Here is a 17262-nt window from a genome sequence, read left to right on the forward strand (position 1 = left end):
GCCCCGTCACTGTTCGAGGACCGGCTCTCAAAGCGGCGCAGCAGCGCCGCACTCCAAAACGCAGGCGATTCATCACGCGTTCACTCCTTTGATCGCTTTCTTGTCCTTTGCTGCATTGGCCGCGCGCCAGAAGTACCACGCGGCGGTGGTGGCGTAAGGGCGCCAGCGCTCGGCGTGGGCGAGGATTTCTTTCGGCTTGGGCATTTCGTCGAGGCCGTAGGCCACGCGGAAACCATCGCGAATGCCGAAGTCATCGGCCGGAAAAACATCCGGCCGCCCGAGCTTGAAGATGAGCATCATTTCCACCGTCCACCGGCCGACACCGCGGACTTGCACGAGCCGCTCGATGATTTCGGCATCGTTCATTTTTTGAATTGCGCGCGTGCTGGGGATCGTGCCGTCGAGCGTCTTCGCGGCGATGTCGCGCAGGGCGGCGATCTTCGCCCACGAGAAACCCGAACCGCGCAACGCTTCATCCGTTACACTCGCGAGGTCTTTGGCTGTCGGAAATTTCTTGCCCGGAAAAAGCGCGCAGAAGCGGCGCAGGATGGTCTCGGCGGCGGTGCCGTTGAGTTGCTGATGGGCCACCGCGCGGACCAAGGCGCGGAAAGGGGAGTGATCCTTCTCCGGTTGGAGCGTGCACGGTCCGTGGGTGCGAATGAGCCGGCGCATCACCTTGCACCGCTTCGTGAGATACTCGTGGGCTTCTGGCGTCATGATCGAGACCGGGTGTTTAACTTGATATGGAAGCGGCCGAAGCGCCACCCGGTAATGGTGACGAATTCGCGACGCGGTCGCGCCGGCCTCGGCCGATTAAAAGCACGCCGGCGGCGGTGAGCACACACAGGCTGCCCGAGATGAAAAAGGCGTGGTCGTAAGCGCCTTCGCTGGTGCGAATGAAACCCGCGCCCCACGCCGCCAGCGCCGCGCCGATCTGGTGCGAGGCCACGATCCAGCCAAACATGATGCCGACTTTTTCGCGGCCGAACGCCCGCGCGGTGAGCGCGACCGTGGGTGGCACGGTGGCGATCCAGTCGAGTCCGTAAAAGACGGCGAAGAGCGAGAGCCGATGCGTTTCCGGTTGAAACGCGCTGGGCAGGAAGAGCAGCGAAAGGCCACGCAATCCGTAATAGGTGAAGAGCAGCCAGCGATTCGAAAAGCGATCGGAGAGCCAGCCGGAGGCGGTGGTGCCGAAGAGATCGAAGATGCCCATCACGGCCAGCAAGCCCGCGGCCTGGACCTCGGGAATGCCGTGATCCATGCATGCGGGGACGAGATGGGTGCCGATGAGGCCATTGGTGCTCGCGCCGCAGATGAAGAACGATCCGGCGAGCAGCCAGAAATCGCGTGAACGCAGGCCGAGACGCAGCGCGCCGAGCGCGGCGGAGAAAGGGTTGCCCGCCGGCGCAGGTGTCGGTGCAGGCTCGTCGGGAGACAAGCCGTACGGCCGCACGGCCCCGGCGGGACGGTCGCGCATGAAAAAGAAAATGATCGGCAGCATCGTCAGGAGCACCGCGACGATGATGGAGACCGCGCTGCGCCAGCCGCGGATTTCGATGACATGGGCGAGCAGCGGCAGGAAGAGCAACTGGCCGGTCGCAGTGCTGGCCGTGAGGATGCCGATGATGAGCCCGCGTTGTTTATGGAACCAGCTGTGGACGATGGTCGCGCCGAGGACGAGGGCCGTGAGGCCGGTCCCCGAGCCGACGAGCACACCCCAGAGCAGCGTGAGCTGCCCACGAAGTTTTCATGACGAGCGCCCGTGCTGGCGACGCCGGCGGCGACGAGCGTGAACGCCAGGAGCATGATCCCGGCGCGGCCCGTAGAGATTGATGAAGCCGGCGGCAAAGGGGCCGATGAGCCCGTAGAGGAGAAGATTGACCGAGACGGCGAAAGAGATGGTGGCGCGAGACCAGCCGAATTCGTGCTCGAGCGGCACGATGAGCACGCTGGGCACGGAGCGCACGCCGGCGCCGACGATCAAGGTGAGAAACGTGACCGCGGCGACGACCCACGCGTAGTGGAAGCGTGGGGAGGGTTGGGGTGGGGAAGATGTCATACGTGTTAGCGGATGCCCAAACGGAGGGACGCGCTCCTGCGCGATCCCACACTTCTTTCACGTCGCGGACAGGTGTTGGGGAACGCGCAGGAGCGCATCCCTCCGTTTGGCGACGCTTCGCGCCAAATGCGGACGTCATCCAATGAGACGTGGTCCATCATTACCTGCCTCGCCATCAAGGCTGCCCGCCGAAGCTCACGTAGTCGTCGACGTCGAGCAGGTCGAACCACGTCGTGATGTCTTCGCGCGTCGTCGAAAACTGAGCGACCTTCTCGGCGAAGTGTTGCAGCGTCTCGGCGTCGCTGTCTGGACCGCGCTGGAGATGATAGTTGCTCCACTGGGCGATTTCCCATGGCTCGCGCGGGGTGCGGGCGTTGGCCTGGATCCACGTCAGCATTTCGCTGTCGCTCTTGCCGGTGGCGACTTCGGCTTGCAGCGCGGCCTCATCGATCCCGGTGAAGTTGAGGAAGTGCCGGTTCATTCCTTTGCCATCGAAGCGGTATTCGCCATTTTTGCCGGCCACCAGCGCGCGACATTTATCGAGCAAACGAGGCAGGAGGACGTATCCGCCCAGTTTCACGCGCGGGCTGCGCGGCGGGCGTTGCGTGAGGTCGGGTGCGATGAATTGGCTCATGGGTTGTTCGGTTAAGGTTAGAGCGCGGGGTAGTCGGTGTATCCGTGGGAGCCGGGCGCGTAGAACGTGCTGGAATCGGGCGTATTCAGCGGAGCGCCGGTGACAAAACGAGCCGGCAGATCCGGGTTGGCGATGAAGAGTTTGCCGAAGGCCACGGCGTCGGCTTCGCCCGCGGAGACGATCTGGTCGGCCGATTCCCGGGTAAACTGTTCGTTGGCGATATACACGCCGCCGAAGGCGCGCTTCAGTTCCGGGCCGAGGCGGCCCGGTCCGACGGCTTCACGAGCGCAGAGAAAGGCGATGCGCCGTCGACCCAGCTCGCGCGCGACGTAGCCGAAAGTGTGCGCCGGGTTCGAATCGCCCATGTCGTGCGCATCCCCGCGCGGCGCGATGTGCACACCCACACGATCCGCGCCCCAGACGGAGATCACGGCATCCGTCGCTTCGAGCAGCAGGCGCGCGCGATTCTCGATCGGGCCGCCGTATTCGTCGGTGCGATGGTTCGTGCTGTCCTGCAAAAATTGGTCGAGCAGATAGCCATTCGCGCCGTGCAATTCCACACCGTCGAATCCGGCCCGCTGCGCATTCTCCGCGCCGCGGCGGTAGGCCGCGATGATGCCCGGAATTTCGTCCAATTCCAACGCGCGGGGCGTGACGAACGGTTTCTCCGGGCGCACGAGGCTGACGTGGCCTTTCGCGGCGATGGCGCTGGGCGCGACCGGTTGCCGGCCTTCGAGGAACATGGGATCGGAAACACGTCCGACATGCCAGAGTTGGAGAATGATGCGGCCGCCGGCCTGGTGCACCGCATCGGTGACCAGCGACCAGCCACGCATCTGCTCCGCGGACCAGATGCCCGGCGTATCAGCGTAGCCCACGCCCATCGGATCGACGGACGTCGCTTCGCTGACGATGAGCCCGGCCGAAGCGCGCTGGCGGTAGTATTCAGCCATGAGCGCATTGGGCGTGCGGGTCGCGCCGGCACGCGCCCGGGTGAGCGGCGCCATGATGATCCGGTTGGGAAGGGTGAGCGCGCCGACCTGGAGCGGAGTGAAGAGAGGATTCATCAGAGCGAGTGGGTGGGGGCCGCAGCCCTGCGGGATGAATGGCCGCGGCCCCCGGTGTTGGGTGCGGTCACTTCGGGTGTGTTGGGTTGGGTCGAAGTGACCGCGGTTGGGTTGGGTGAATCGAGGTGACGGCGCACTGTTGTCAGTGCGCTCTATCTTAGGCGGCCTGGAGCGTTTCGAGTTTCTCGAGCTTCTCCAGGATGCTCTGCTTGCCGAGGGTGCCGACGGCGTAGTCGCGGACCTGGCCGTTCTTGAAGAACAGCAGGGTGGGCACGGCGCGGACGCCGAACTTGCTGGCCAGCTCTGGATGGTCGTCAATGTTCAGCTTGGTGATCTTGAAACGGTCACCCTGGCTGGCGGCGATCTCGTCGAGCGCACGGGGCCATCATCCTGGCAGGGGCCGCACCAAGGGTGCCCCAAAAGTCGACGAGCACCGGTTTGCTGGATTCCACGACTTCCGTGTTGAAGGTGGTCGGGTCGATGTTGGTTGGATGGTTCATAGGGTTTCTGCGGCGGGTTGGAAGGTTGCTTGGGTAGGGACGACGAAGTGCCCCGTTGGTTCATGCGGCATGGGACAACGTCCCGCCGCTGTGGTCGTAAGGGTGGTGATCGCCGATCGCGGCGATGACGAAGCGGGCTTTTTCCTCGGCCAGGGCCGGGAAAAAGAGATTCGGGAACCCGGTCTCCTGCGCGACTTCAGTGGCGTCATCGAGCACCCGGCGGATGAGGGCTGGGGTGACACGAACGCCAAACTCGCGCATGAGCCGGGTGGAAACAGTGCGGCGCAGCCCGGTCGCGAGATGGGCGAGCGAGTTGAGCGATTGCGGCTGGGTGGTGAGGGTTTTGGTTCGGCGGTTCATGGTCGTAGTCGGATGGTTACATTGCGGTGATAAAAATAGACCAGTCGTCTATAAGCGGCTGCGAAAAATTACTTAGCGGGCCCCGGGGTAAGGTAGCCGCGGATAAAAAGGGCGGCGGAACGGAGCGAGGAGACGCTTTTCTCCACCTGCATCCGCTGGTTGGCACCCATCCAGAGGTCCTGCATCATAATGGCGGTAGTCTGAGGATTGAGTTCCTTGCGGAACACACCCTTTTCCTGGCCTTCGATAAGCAATTTCTCCATGAATCCGCGCCATTCGCGCATGCCTCCGGCCAGAACGGCGCGCATATCGTCGCTGAAAGTGGCGACTTCGGTAGCGAGCTTGGCCACGAGGCAGCTGCACTGGCAGCTATTGCCCATCATGTTGGCGATGGTCAGGTCGAAATAGGCGGCCAGACGCTCGGCGGGGTCTTCGGAAAGCTCCGAGGTGAGCAGGGCCTTGCGCTTGTAGTTCGAGGCATCGGCGACGTAGTGCTTCAACAGCTCGACGCCGAAATGTTCCTTGGACTGAAAGTAGTGGTAGAAGGAGCCCTTGGGGACTTTGACCGCGGAAAGGATCTCGTTCAGCCCGACTGAGTGGAAGCTCTTCTGAAGCATGATCTCCTCCGCCGCATCGAGGATGCGTTCCTTGGTAGTAGGAGTGGCGGTAGTGGTGCTCATTGCGTGGGTATAGGATTAGACCAGTCGTCTAGTGGTGTCAAAAGAAAAAAAGTGAAAAGTGAAAGTGAGGGTGGAAAGTGCCCCAAGCAAGGCCATCGGTTTGGCCGCTCCGCGGCGTCATTTTTCAATCCCCGGCGCGGCGCGCTCACATCATGGAAAAGCGGCAGCACTTTCCACTTTCACCGTCACTTTCCACTCAGGCTCCATCCACCCATTCCTTCGCCCGAGTCACCAATTCCGTGCCGCTCTGAAGTTCGAGTTTATGTTTGATGTTCTCGCGGTGCGTCTCAACGGTCTTGATGCTGATGCCCAGACGCGTGGCGATTTCCCGCGTGGGGATCCCCGCGCCGATAAGTTCGAAGACGTGCAGTTCGCGGTCGGAGAGCTTCGCCACACCGTCGGCGGCGGAAAGCTCCGGCATCTTGATGGCTCTTTGCATGAGGGTGATGCCGACTTTGCGACTGACGTGCAATTCGCCCACCACGACGGCGCGCAAGGCGGCGAGCACCTGGCCGCTCGCTTCCTGTTTCATGACGTAGCCCAAGGCGCCGGCTCGCAACGCGCGCGGGGCAAACACCGTCTCGTCGTGCATCGAGAGCACCAGGATTCGCACCTTCGGGAAGAGGGTGTGGAGCTGCTTGATCAAGTCGATGCCGCCCGCGCCATGCAGCATGAGATCGAGCAGCAGCACGTCCGGCTCTGCCTTCTCGATCGCGGCGGCAATTCCTTTGGGATCATCGCATTCGCCGCAGACCATGAAATCCGGCTGGCGGTTGATCAGTTGCGCCAGACCTTCGCGGAAAATCTCATGATCCTCGACGATCAGCACCCGGGCTTTTTGGGGAGTGTCGTTCATAGCGAGGCGGGCGGCGCAATCGGCACCCGGCAGCGAACGAGGGTCCCACGGGGTTCACCGGGGTAAAATCTCGAGGATCCCGCCCAGCGCATTGGCCCGGTGCTTCATGATGCGCAGTCCGATGCCGGAGGTCATTTCGCGTTGCGCGATGCCGGTCCCGTTGTCCCGGATCTCGAGCGTGATTTCGCCCGCGGCGGCCCCGAGGTGGATTTCGATTTTCGTTGCCCGGCCGTGACGAATCGCGTTGTTCAACGCTTCCTGGGCGATCCGGAACAGATGTTCGGAGGTGTGGCGCGACTCGATGACCAATGCAGAGTCGCCCGTGGAGCAACAGTGGACCCCGCGAAACAGCCGTTCCGTGTCCGCGGCGAGCTTCGACAGCGAGAGGGCAAAGGGCACATGCGCGGGCACGGTCGGATCGAGTCCGCGCGCGAGCAGACGGGTTTGCGCGGTGGCTTCGCTGGCCAGTTTCACGATCTCAGCGGCGGCCTCCGCCTCGGGCAGCGACTTTTCCGCGAGGATTTGACGAAGGACTTCGGCTTTCAGGGCAATGCCGCCGAGGAGCTGGCCGAGGCCATCGTGCAAATCGTGAGAAATGCGTTGCCGTTCCCGCTCGCTCGCCCGGACTTCGGGGTCGATAGCGATAGGGGCGACCGGTTTCTTTTCATCGGCAGGCATGTTAACCAAATTTGAGACGCGTCGACGAAGACGTAAAGCGAGGAGTGCGTTTCTGCGTAAAAGTACTGGTTCCCTGACCCCGGAAATAAGGGTGATCCCCCGATGGGAGGGACGGGGTGGATTCCTAAGATAGGGGCACGATGAAAACCAACGCCTCAACTAGAAATCCAATCCTCAAGGCTACCCCGGCTGAAAAATTTCTCACCCGCTCAACCTTCGCCGCAATTCTCCTGGCCGCGCTTGCTGGCCCCACCCTGTGCCGGTCAGCTCAGGTCGATGCCCATCTTTCTATGCAAGGTACTAATACCCCCCCAGCTTACAATCAGACGAGTCCGACCGGCCCGCTGGGGACCACTCTTTCGGCACCGTACGGCGACGTCAGTGCAACTTTCGGTTTTGGCACGATTGACATTCAGGCGGCGGCCACCGAGGACAACCAGGGCTTCAACAACGCGAGTGCCAACGGGGATTGGAGGGACACCCTCACGATCAATGATCCTGCACTTACCGGCATGCAAGGGGTCGCGCGATTCACCTATCACCTCAGCGGCAGTGTCAATGCCACGACGGCGGGACTCGAGGATGTGAACAGTAACTTTAGCCTGACTTTGCCTTCTGGGGCTAATTATCAGGGCGGCTACTACAGCAACAACAACGGTTACCAAGGCTATCAGGTCAGCGATCTCGGCACGGTAACGGATGACGTCGGATTCACCTTTGGGACGCCTTTCGATATCTCGGTTGGCTTCGGCGCCGGTGTTTCTATTCTCTGGGACCACCAGTCGTCCGCCGGAGACGTGAGTCTCTCCCTGGACGCCGGCGGCTTGACCGTGCTTTCGGGGACCAATCCAGTGGACCCGAGTTCCTACACGACTTCTTCAATCTCGGGGACAGACTACGCCGTTCCAACCCCCGAGCCTTCGACTTGGACGGCGCTCCTCGGCGGGTTCGGCATGCTCCTCGGCTTCCAACGCGGGAAAAGGCCGGTGACAAAGAAGGGGTAGAAAACTACTTCGTCTTCGCGGCGTCGAATGCCTTCCAGAATTGGGTCGCCGGTTGGTCCAGCGTCGCGGCGCTGTAACCCAGTATATCCAATCTGGGCAGCTTGCGCAGTAACTCGATCCCGCGCGCGTCTCGCGGCACGACCGCCTTCTTCAACGTTGGCAATTCCGCCAGCACCGAAACATCCTTCAGGTTGGGGCAATCGTAGACACTCACCGTGACGAGCGGCGTCCCGCGGAGAAATTCAATGCTGCTCAGGTGTGGGTTTTCCGCCGCGGAAAACAACGTCAGCTGTTTCCCGGCGAGCAGAGAAAAATCCGCAATCCGAGTTCCGGAGAGCGCCACGTAGGTCAATGGCGCGGCGCGCAAAGGTTCAATGCTCCGGACTTCGTCGTTATTGAGGGTGATAAACTGGAGGGGCATCCCGGTCAGCGGCGTCAAGTCCGTCACCTTGGTGCTCCCGGCATCGAAATCCCGGAGCGGCATTCCGCGCAGAGGCTCCAGGCTGTCGACATTGGTGTTCGGTATTTTGAGGATTTCCAGCTTCATGCCGCGGAGAAAGGACAGGTCGCGGATGGGCAGGTGGTAAATGTCCAGGCCGGTGAGGGGCAGAGTCGGGATCACATCCAGCTTCTCGACCTTGGTATCCCCGATGCCCAGGTAAGTGAGCGGCATGCCGCGCAATGGTTCCAGTTCCTTCACCGCGGTGGACCCAATATCGAGCCGGCGCAGCGGCATCCCGTGCAAAGGGCTGAGGTCAGTGACCTTGGTGCGTTGCAGCAGGAGATGATGGATCGCCAGTCCGGAAAGCGGGGTGAGATCGCTGATGGGCAGATTGACCAGATCGACCAAGAGGTATCCGTCGTGCGAGCGGTAGACGCGTTTGCGGTCGCTCCAGCCGCGCAGACTTTTCCATGACGTGACCCGCTCGTTCACCAAGGCGTCGTCTTCGGCGTTCATTTTGCCGATGCGCATCCCGAGGGGCGCCGCTTCGGCTACCCGCTTTTCGGCCATGAGCGCGTCGTACAACGGACTGAGATCCTCGGGGCTGAGCTGGGCCGGATTTCCTTTGGCGAGGAAGCGACGACAGAGGTCGAGATTGCTTTGCGCGGCGCTGTCGGGTTGCACGGCGAGGAGGCGCTGGTAGGCCGTGGCGGCGTCGGCGAACCGGAGCATGGCTTGAAGCAGGTTTGCGCGGCGGCGCAGCAGGTCTGGATCGCGCGGGGAAATCGTGGTGGCGAGATCCAGCCGATCGAGCGCTTCATCGAACTTTTGCAGGGCGATGCTCGCTTCCGCTTGCGCCAGCAGGGTGGGCAAGGTCTTGTGCAACTCCGCGAGCGCGCGCTCGGCGCGATGCCCTTCGACGATCGCCTTGGTGCCGAAAGTGGCGCCGACGACCAGGACCGCGGCCACCCCAATGGCGGCCGTTTTGTTGCGCCGGAGGAGCAGCCGGATCTGTTTCCACGCCCCGGCATTCTCCGCCCGGGTGGCGAAGCCGCCTTGATAAGCCTCGATGTCCTTTTGCAATTCCGGCACGCTGGCGTAGCGCGCCGCCGGATCGAGCGCCATCGCCTGGCGCACGACGGCGGCCAGCGAGTCGGGCACGCTTCCGCCTGGCAGGTGTGGAAATTTCCGGGATACCGGCAAGGGATCGATCTGGCCGGCGGCAACGCGGTCCACGACTTCCCAGGCATGGCCCCCCACGATGGGAGCGCGCAGCGCGAGGATGTGGTAGAGGATGGCGCCGAGACCGTAGATGTCGGTGTGCGCGTCGAGCTTCTCGACCTCACCGCGGGCCTGTTCCGGGCTCATGTACTGGGGCGTGCCCATCACCGTGCCCGCCATCGTCGCGCTGGCGGCGGGGTCGTTCACCCCACGCACCATGCCGTCTACGGGAGTAGCGGACGGGTTGGCCTCGGACTGTCCGAGGACCTTGGCCAGACCCCAGTCCATGACGAGCACTTCACCGTAGTCGCCGATCATGATATTCTCGGGCTTCAGGTCGCGGTGGAGGACGTGCTTGCTGTGCGCGAAGGCGATGGCGTCGCACACCTTTTGGAAAACGGTGAGCAGGGTCGCGAGCGGGTATTTCCGGACGGTTGGCGCCGCTCCTTCGGCCAGCAGTTCGAGCACTTTGCGCAGGGTGATCCCGCGCACGAACTTCATCGTGTAAAAGACGTTCTCGTTCTCATCCACGCTCAGTTCATGGACCGGGACGACGTTCGGATGCTCGAGCTGCGCGGTCAGCTTTGCCTCGGAGATGAAGCGCACCATGTCTTCGGGCGACGGCGCATGCATCATCACTTTCATGGCCACGGTGCGCTCGGTGGTCGCTTCCTTCGCGTTGAGGATCGCCCCCATGCCGCCCTGGGCCACGACTCCGCCGATGTCATATTTCTTCTCGTGCAGGAACTCGGCCGGCAAAACCCGGCGCACCGTCTCCGTGGAAGGCGCCAGCGACACATCCGGCTGGGGAACTGTCTTGATGCGGCGCAGCTCGACGGTGGCGGCGCCGACCTGGATCTTCTGGTTGGGCCAGAGCCGGGTCGCTTCGGTCACCGGTTGGCCGTTGACGAAGGTGCCGTTGCTGCTGCCGAGGTCCTCGATCAGCACGTGATCGTAGTTGACCGTGAGCTGGGCGTGCCGCCGGGAGACCAGTTCCGCCTCGACGCGGACATCGCACTCGCTTTCCCGCCCGATGATGTAGTCACCGGGCCGGACCGTCTTGCGCACCAGCTCAGCGCCGTTGGTGGTAACGATGATTTCGGTCTCGGGAATTTCCATAATGTCCTCAGGGGCAAGGCTATTCCAACACAAAGACGGCGCTGATGTCTATCGGGGCGCGAAGGTTTTTATGCGTAAAAACGCGGAAATACTTTCGATATACTTCCGAAAGGAGATCAAGGGCGACTATCACTCTCACTTTCCACTGAGGCCCCTTTCTCTCGGGCCGAACGGAGAAAGGCGACTACAGCATTACCCGCCTCACGTCTCGCCTTCGCCCTGCCGGCCGTTTTCCTCGAGGTGCCGGAGCACATCGCTGCGGTCTTCCACTTCGTCCCACACGTCCCGGCTTACATAAATGGGCGCCTTTTGCTGGATGGCCAGGGCGATGCAGTCGCTGGGGCGGCCGTCGAGTTCCACGATCTTCTTTTCGAAGAGTTCATTCTCCGCGCTGATGATCAGGCGGGCGAAATAGGTCTCACTCTTGAGATCGTTGATGATGACCCGGTCCACCTTCGCGCCGAGCGCGGTCATGAGGTGGCCGATGAGGTCATGCGTCAGGGGGCGTTCCTTGGGAGTGTCGTTCAGGAACATGGCAATGGCCGCGCCCACGCTTTCGTCCACATAGATGACGAAGACCTTTTCCTCGTTGCCGATAAAAACCGCCCGGCCCGAGTTGAACGGGAGTACGGTGCGAATTTCGACCGGAATCACAGGCTTATTCATGCTGCGGAAATGTCGGGCGTAGGGTGGCCGGTGTCGAGGGCGAAAAGAAGGGGAGATGGGAACATCCAACATCCAACACCCAACGCCCAACATCCAATGAAGGGACCGCCGCGATTGCTCTTTTTTTGTGGAAAATCGTTCGCCGACGCTACCATCGAAGAAGCACACGTGAGGCTGCGCCCATTGGATGTTGGGCGTTGGGTGTTCGATGTTGGATGTTTTCTCACCCTCTTTTGTGGTGAATAGCGTGACTTTCCTCTCTCTCCGGGATAAAGCGAAAGCCCAACATGTTCAGGTGGATCCTCATTCTCATCCTCGTCCTGGGGGCTTTCTTCGCGGTTCGAAATTGGTCCACCATCATGGGGAAGTGGGAGACGACCGTCGGGCAACTGCCGGGTCTTAGCAAACCGTCCGGCGGCAAGGGTGGCACCAGTGACAACGGCGGCAACGGCAAGACCGACTCGCCGGATTCTGGCATTGGGAATTTTCTGAAGGGCTTCGCCGGCATCAATGGTTGGGGAAATCGCACCGTGGCGGGGATCACACTCGACCTTCCCTACAGCGTTTCGACCTACACGCCCTCGTACTTAGTCACGCCGACGCCCAATACCATCGCGGAATACTATCGCGGCGGTGGGCCGACGCGGTCCCTTTTCATCAAGCACGAGATCAATACCGCCATGGCTGGCGGCGCCATGTTCGCGTGGGCGAATCGCTCGCTCAAGTCGGAGGCGCAGCGGCTCAAAATGGACATCATGTCCCAGAATTCCGCCACCACCGTGGTGAATGGGTATCGCGCCCGCCGGATCGACATGATTTCGCGTGATGAACCCCGCAAGCGGGTGCGCATCGTCGCCTTCGAGCGTGGAAACCAGGCTTGGTTCGTGCAGTTCACCACCATGGAAAGCGACCCGGAAGCCGAGCAGATCTACCAGCGCATTGCCAATTCCGCGCATTGAGCCGCGGCTCCCTTCGCGTTTTCCGCCGCACCCCCGAGCCGATGCACTGTAAATTTTTGCAAAGCTCAGGTTGCATTGACGCCACACGTTTCTAGTATCCGCGCCGATGAAGCAAAACTGGGACATTCCCGCCGCCATTTCCCTCTACAATATCGACCGTTGGGGATCGGGCTATTTTACGATCAACGACCGCGGGAATATCCAGGTGAACCCGACGCGCGCCCCCGCGGCCATCGACATCATGGAATTGATCGAAGAGGCCAAGCAACAGGGTCTCACTTTTCCCATGGTCCTGCGCTTTCAGGATCTGCTGCGCGATCGCGTGGAGACGATCAACAAAGCTTTCGCCGCGGCGATGCAGGAAGCGAACTACCGCAACGAGTATCGCGGCGTTTTCCCCATCAAGGTGAACCAACTCCGGGAAGTCGTGGAGGAGATCGTGGATGCCGGCGCGCCGTATCACTTCGGCATCGAAGCCGGCAGCAAGCCCGAGCTCCTCGCGGCGATGGCCATTCATCGCGATCACGAGTCGCTCATCATTTGCAACGGCTACAAGGACAAGCTGTTCATCGAAAACGCGCTGCTCGGCCGCAAGCTGGGCAAGAAGGTCATCCTCGTCGTCGAGAAGATCGAGGAACTCGCCGAGATCCTGCGTGTGTCGAAGGAAGTGGGCGTGGAGCCGATGATCGGCATCCGCGTGCGCCTCGCCGCAAAGGGTGCGGGCAAGTGGGCGACCAGCGGTGGTGAGAATGCGAAATTTGGCGTCAGTACCGCGGAACTCGTGGCCGCGAGCGAGCTCTTGAAAAAAGAAGGCCTTCCGAACGCGCTCAAGCTCGTCCATTTCCACGTGGGCTCGCAGGTGCCAGACATCGGCACGATCAAGCGCGCGGTTCGGGAAGCGGCCCGTTTTTACTCGAAACTGCACAAGCTCGGGCATGAGCTCGGGTATCTCGATGTCGGCGGCGGGCTCGGAGTCGACTACGATGGCTCGCGCACGGCCTTCGACAGCTCGACGAACTACTCCCTGCACGAATACGCGCGCGACATCGTCTGGAACATCATGGAGGTGTGTGACTCGGAAAAAGTCCCGCACCCGGCGATCGTCAGCGAAAGCGGCCGCGCGATTGTCGCGCACCATTCCATTCTCGTCGTCGAAGCGTTCGGCGCGATCGAGAAAGACAAGGCGCCGATCCAGATCGAAGCCGTGGCGGAAGACCCGAAGCAGGTCGGTGAAGTCCTCGAGATCCAGCGCAACCTCACGCAGCAAAACCGCATGGAATCGCTGCACGACGCGCAGCAGCTCAAGGAGCAGGCGCAATCCATGTTCGACCTCGGCCTCATGGGGCTGGAGAGCAAGGCGCGCATCGAGACCGTGTATTGGCAGATCGCCAAGAAGGTCGTCGATTTCTGCGCGGGCATGAAATATGTCCCCGAGGAAGTCAAGGATCTCGAAGTCACGCTCAGCGATCAGTACGTCTGCAACTTCTCGGTCTTCCAAAGCCTGCTCGACCACTGGGCGCTCGGCCAGTTGTTTCCGGTCATGCCGATTCACCGGCTGAATGAATTCCCCGAACGCCAGGGCACGCTGGTCGATATCACCTGCGATTCCGATGGCAAGGTGAGCAAGTTCATCGACCTGCAGGACGTGAAGGACACGCTCTCGCTGCACAAGCTCAAGCCCGGTGAGCACTACTACCTCGGCTTCTTCCTCATGGGCGCCTACCAGGACATCATGGGCGACCTGCACAATCTCTTCGGCCGCGTGAATGAGGCCCACGTCTTCCTCGACGAAGACGAGGAGAGCGGCTGGTACATCGAGGAGACCATCGAAGGCAGCGCCATTGGTGAAGTGCTCTCCATGACCCAGTGGGACAAGAACGAGCTCGCCCGCCAGGTGAAAGCGCAAGTCGACGCCGCCATCAAGAGCGACCGCCTCAAGCCCAGTGAAGCAATGAAGCTGCTCGCCAACTACGAGCGCGCGCTCAAGGGCTACACCTACCTGCAGTTCAACGGGAACGGGACCAGCGCTACGAAGTAGTACTCGTCCGTGGTTGAATTGACGCCGCCCGCCGGTTGAGGCATTCTCAAGACATGAGCATCACCGGCATCGTGGAAAACGATACGATCAAGCTGCCGGTGCATTTACCAGACGGCACCCAAGTCGAGATTTGTGTCTTGGAGGAGAATACCCCGCCGACGGAGCCAGAGTTTTTGCGTAAAATCCTGGCCGTAGCTGGCCAAAAGACTGGACTGCTGGCCACCTTCTGAATCGCGACTACCGTCTCGAAAATGGTCCTATAGTTGGGACCTTTCTCGAAACGATTCAGGATCTGATCGGAAGTGCCGATGGGCTTCCGGCGGATTTTGTGGCGGAACACGACCACTACATTCACGGCACGCCCAAGCGCTCCGCAAAGTGAAGCGCCCGATTGGCGCCGACCAATCATTCGCCAGGCGCAGGCCGTCCCGGAATTACCCAAATGAAAAGCCCACCCATCGAATGCCCGGCCTGCCGCTCAACGGATGTCCATGCTTGTGGCAAACGGTATGGCCTTTATCCCGCGGGGCCGCTGGCGATTTTTGGCGTCGCGTTTGCGATGCTCCATCAGACATCGAGACCTTTTGACTATCGGTGCAAGACCTGCGGCCAGGAGTTCGCCCGCCGAACGCCGATTGCCCGCGTGGTGCGGTGGCTGTTCATTCCGCTGGTCTGGTTTTTCGTGATCGCTTTCGGCCTGGGGATTCTGAGCCTGCTTTTCCGACGGTGAGAGAACGCTGGGCATGAGACTTTTTCATGTCAGCGACCAGGGAGACATTGCGCATTTCGCGCCGAGGATTCCACCGAGCATGGATGCGAGGATCGCGCACCCGGTGGTTTGGGCGGTCGATGGCGAGCATCTCGCAAACTACCTCGTGCCGCGCAACTGCCCCCGGGTGTGCTTTCGTGCGAACGAAGATACGACCAACGAAGATCGGCAACGCTTTCTGCGCGCTGACGCCGCGCCGGTGGTGGCGATTGAAGAGTCGTGGTTCAGGATGGCAGAGGCGACGCCCTTGTGGATTTACGAGTTTGCTCCGCAACCTTTCGCCTCCGCGGATCGGAACGCGGGATACTTTGTCGCGTCCGTATCGGTCACACCCCTTGCGTGCCGCCGGATCGAGTGTCCGCTGGCGGAATTGGCGGCACGAGGCGCGGAACTGCGAGGAGTGCGGGATTTGCGAACGCTGGCGGCGGACGTCACGCGATCCACACTCGCGTTCTCCTGTATCCGCATGCGCAATGCAACCCCGGTGTAGGTCCATCGCGGCAATCCGACACGCTCTTTTATTTAAAATGGAAGAATCTTCTATAACCCACCCTGGAAGCGGGTTTCAAAAGCAAGTCGACTACTGTCATCCATCCCCCTTGTGAGCATCTTTTCTTCCGAAAACCAGATTGCGCGCTGGAAACTCATTGGCGTCGTCGCGGTATTTCTCTGTCTCGGGTGGTGGTTGAACGTGGCGGTCATCCAGCCGCATTTCATTCTCAAAAGCCGGCTGCGTCAGGCGCTGAGCGTCGCGGTCGCGTGTAGAATGTATGCCGAGGATCACGGAGGAAGTTACCCAGGAGAATTGCCGGATCTTTTCCCGAACTATGTGAGCGATGAGCGGGTGTTGACGTTTCGCTCCGGTGACGGTCAGCGCATCTTGAAATGTGACTATCGCGGCGGAGGGAAGAGGTTGACGCCAGATGCGTTGCTCCTGCGCATCGAAGCGGAGAAATCGGGTGGGTCGGAGGTGATCGTGCAAGCGAGCCTCAACGGGTTGATCCAAAAGGCTCCCGAGGAGTAATAGCGCAGTCCTACCCCTTCTCGATCAGGAAGAGAAATTCCGTATTCGGCGCCTCGGCGTCGCGGATCCACTCGTTCGTCCAGCGCATCCCGGCCATGACATTGCGGCGATGGTCGATTTCGGTGACTTCGATCACGCGCCCGACCGACGTGGTCACCTCGTGCAGTTCCTCCGCCGTCGCGCGTCCGCCGGAACTATACGAAAGGAGAATGTGCCGCGCGCGCGTCGCTTGGAGCAGATGCGCAATGGCGTCGACTACGACAAGGCGGCCCGCGTCATTTCGCCGATAGTCTTCAAAAACCGAACCGGCTAGCTTGTCGGAGGAATCGTTTCTGCGCCCGGCTTTGCCGAAGATGGCCGGGCGATCGTTGAGACAGATCGTCGTCCAGAGATGATAGTAAGCCGCGTAGCGGACGCGCGAGGGCGGCATCTTCTCGTTGTTCGAGCCATAGGGTGGATCAAAATACGCAAGGTCGGCTTCGATTCTGGGCAGGACCTCGAAGATATCGCCACGATGCACCGTGTGCGGTTGCTCGATCGGGAATAACCGCGGCACTTGCAGACGCAATGGGCGGAAAGAGCGCGGCGACCAATCGCTGAGATACGAAGCAAAGTGGCCGAGTGTGCTGTCCACTTCATCCAAGGCAAGGATGAGGCTCGTGAGCAGGACGGCGCGCTCGACCTCCGTGAGACCGAGGCGATCGATCTCCGCGCGAATGGCGTCGAGTCGGCGAGTGTTGTGCCGTTGCCACGGCTTCTTCCTTCCATTGGCCGTAGTGGTGATGCCCGCAGCCGGTTCGCCGCCATAATGCTCAGTAAACCAGCCGTCGACGCCAGGCAGTGCATTCAAGTGAGCGATCAACGGTTCGTAATGGGAAGTTGGATACGAGTTGCACAAGTAGCATTGACCAAAGATCTGCGACCAAACGGAGAGATCATTCGCGATCACCCGATGGCCAGTTTGCGCAAACATCTGCGCCACGCGGGTCGTGCCGGAAAAGCCGTCGAGCACCGTGCGCGGCTGGACCTTCCGGGCAAGTTGCAGGATGTGCGGGAGCAGCTTCCGTTTCGACCCGGCGTATTTGATTCCCTCGGTCGCAGGCACGGCGGCGAGCGGTTTTTCGGGCAGTTTCGGGGGCGATGCGCTCATGATGAGGCTACAGGTGGACAATGCGCCGGCATTCTC

General features: G+C 61.3%; 21 protein-coding genes. 7 read left to right on the forward strand and 14 right to left on the reverse strand.

Translation table 11 applies throughout. The features are described from left to right. Positions 1-72: 72 nt before the first annotated feature. The 11 genes from CFE428DRAFT_RS08275 to CFE428DRAFT_RS08315 all read right to left on the reverse strand — a co-directional run bounded on the left by CFE428DRAFT_RS08275 (position 73) and on the right by CFE428DRAFT_RS08315 (position 6834). A complete protein-coding gene (locus tag CFE428DRAFT_RS08275) occupies positions 73-717 on the reverse strand; it encodes a DNA-3-methyladenine glycosylase family protein (protein WP_006979055.1) in 645 nt (214 codons plus the stop codon). Between the two features lie 16 nt (positions 718-733). Next, on the reverse strand, positions 734-1714 hold the full coding sequence (locus CFE428DRAFT_RS08280; protein WP_006979056.1) for an MFS transporter: 981 nt from the start codon (positions 1712-1714) through the stop codon (positions 734-736). A gap of 33 nt (positions 1715-1747) precedes the next feature. Next, the gene (locus CFE428DRAFT_RS38830) at positions 1748-2059 is read right to left on the reverse strand and encodes a hypothetical protein (protein WP_006979057.1); all 312 of its coding nucleotides are present in this window, start codon (positions 2057-2059) and stop codon (positions 1748-1750) included. 175 nt (positions 2060-2234) lie between these two features. Further along, complete coding sequence (locus CFE428DRAFT_RS08285) at positions 2235-2693, reverse strand: DUF5069 domain-containing protein (RefSeq protein ID WP_006979058.1); 459 nt, start codon at positions 2691-2693, stop codon at positions 2235-2237. 17 nt (positions 2694-2710) lie between these two features. Next, entirely contained in the window at positions 2711-3760 is a 1050-nt protein-coding gene (locus CFE428DRAFT_RS08290) for an alkene reductase (protein ID WP_006979059.1), read from the reverse strand. A 157-nt stretch (positions 3761-3917) separates the two neighbouring features. Continuing rightward, on the reverse strand, positions 3918-4124 hold the full coding sequence (locus CFE428DRAFT_RS38835) for a thioredoxin domain-containing protein (protein WP_202797400.1): 207 nt from the start codon (positions 4122-4124) through the stop codon (positions 3918-3920). Further along, positions 4105-4260 (reverse strand): thioredoxin family protein, encoded by a 156-nt coding sequence (locus tag CFE428DRAFT_RS38840; protein WP_202797395.1) that lies wholly within the window; start codon positions 4258-4260, stop codon positions 4105-4107. Before CFE428DRAFT_RS38840 ends, CFE428DRAFT_RS38835 begins: the two co-directional genes overlap by 20 nt. Positions 4261-4320: 60 nt before the next feature. Then, complete coding sequence (locus CFE428DRAFT_RS08300; RefSeq protein ID WP_006979061.1) at positions 4321-4620, reverse strand: hypothetical protein; 300 nt, start codon at positions 4618-4620, stop codon at positions 4321-4323. Between the two features lie 68 nt (positions 4621-4688). Then, complete coding sequence (locus CFE428DRAFT_RS08305) at positions 4689-5300, reverse strand: TetR/AcrR family transcriptional regulator (RefSeq protein ID WP_006979062.1); 612 nt, start codon at positions 5298-5300, stop codon at positions 4689-4691. Between the two features lie 196 nt (positions 5301-5496). Beyond that, on the reverse strand, positions 5497-6156 hold the full coding sequence (locus CFE428DRAFT_RS08310; RefSeq protein ID WP_006979063.1) for a response regulator: 660 nt from the start codon (positions 6154-6156) through the stop codon (positions 5497-5499). Positions 6157-6210: 54 nt separating this feature from the next. Continuing rightward, positions 6211-6834 carry a sensor histidine kinase gene (locus tag CFE428DRAFT_RS08315; protein WP_006979064.1) on the reverse strand — a complete coding sequence of 208 codons (624 nt, stop codon included), beginning with the start codon at positions 6832-6834 and terminating at the stop codon, positions 6211-6213. A 290-nt stretch (positions 6835-7124) separates the two neighbouring features. On the opposite strand from CFE428DRAFT_RS08315, the gene CFE428DRAFT_RS08320 reads away from it, so the two are divergent. Next, a complete protein-coding gene (locus CFE428DRAFT_RS08320) occupies positions 7125-7838 on the forward strand; it encodes a hypothetical protein (RefSeq protein ID WP_042724653.1) in 714 nt (237 codons plus the stop codon). Positions 7839-7842: 4 nt separating this feature from the next. On the opposite strand, the gene CFE428DRAFT_RS33275 is transcribed toward CFE428DRAFT_RS08320, so the two are convergent. Both CFE428DRAFT_RS33275 and CFE428DRAFT_RS08330 read right to left on the reverse strand, forming a co-directional pair. After that, complete coding sequence (locus CFE428DRAFT_RS33275; RefSeq protein ID WP_006979066.1) at positions 7843-10620, reverse strand: protein kinase domain-containing protein; 2778 nt, start codon at positions 10618-10620, stop codon at positions 7843-7845. Positions 10621-10821: 201 nt separating this feature from the next. Further along, positions 10822-11286: a bifunctional nuclease family protein gene (locus CFE428DRAFT_RS08330; protein WP_006979067.1), complete on the reverse strand. Its 465-nt coding sequence runs from the start codon at positions 11284-11286 to the stop codon at positions 10822-10824. Positions 11287-11573: 287 nt separating this feature from the next. Between CFE428DRAFT_RS08330 and CFE428DRAFT_RS08335 the strand changes: the two genes are divergently transcribed. From CFE428DRAFT_RS08335 to CFE428DRAFT_RS08355, 6 genes are all read left to right on the forward strand, one after another. Continuing rightward, positions 11574-12245 (forward strand): hypothetical protein, encoded by a 672-nt coding sequence (locus tag CFE428DRAFT_RS08335; protein WP_006979068.1) that lies wholly within the window; start codon positions 11574-11576, stop codon positions 12243-12245. 106 nt (positions 12246-12351) lie between these two features. Then, positions 12352-14283, forward strand: coding sequence for a biosynthetic arginine decarboxylase (speA, locus tag CFE428DRAFT_RS08340; protein ID WP_006979069.1), 1932 nt, complete (start codon positions 12352-12354; stop codon positions 14281-14283). Positions 14284-14336: 53 nt separating this feature from the next. Continuing rightward, entirely contained in the window at positions 14337-14513 is a 177-nt protein-coding gene (locus CFE428DRAFT_RS37130) for a hypothetical protein (protein WP_006979070.1), read from the forward strand. A gap of 212 nt (positions 14514-14725) precedes the next feature. After that, positions 14726-15013: a hypothetical protein gene (locus CFE428DRAFT_RS08345; RefSeq protein ID WP_006979071.1), complete on the forward strand. Its 288-nt coding sequence runs from the start codon at positions 14726-14728 to the stop codon at positions 15011-15013. Positions 15014-15026: 13 nt separating this feature from the next. Continuing rightward, the gene (locus CFE428DRAFT_RS08350; protein ID WP_042724654.1) at positions 15027-15542 is read left to right on the forward strand and encodes a DUF6886 family protein; all 516 of its coding nucleotides are present in this window, start codon (positions 15027-15029) and stop codon (positions 15540-15542) included. Positions 15543-15653: 111 nt separating this feature from the next. Beyond that, positions 15654-16076 carry a hypothetical protein gene (locus tag CFE428DRAFT_RS08355; RefSeq protein WP_006979073.1) on the forward strand — a complete coding sequence of 141 codons (423 nt, stop codon included), beginning with the start codon at positions 15654-15656 and terminating at the stop codon, positions 16074-16076. Between the two features lie 10 nt (positions 16077-16086). Here CFE428DRAFT_RS08355 and CFE428DRAFT_RS08360 read toward each other — a convergent pair whose 3' ends face one another. Beyond that, the gene (locus CFE428DRAFT_RS08360) at positions 16087-17226 is read right to left on the reverse strand and encodes a DNA adenine methylase (protein WP_042724655.1); all 1140 of its coding nucleotides are present in this window, start codon (positions 17224-17226) and stop codon (positions 16087-16089) included. Positions 17227-17262: the final 36 nt, after the last annotated feature.

It is taken from the genome of Chthoniobacter flavus Ellin428 (assembly GCF_000173075.1).
Taxonomy (GTDB): domain Bacteria; phylum Verrucomicrobiota; class Verrucomicrobiia; order Chthoniobacterales; family Chthoniobacteraceae; genus Chthoniobacter; species Chthoniobacter flavus.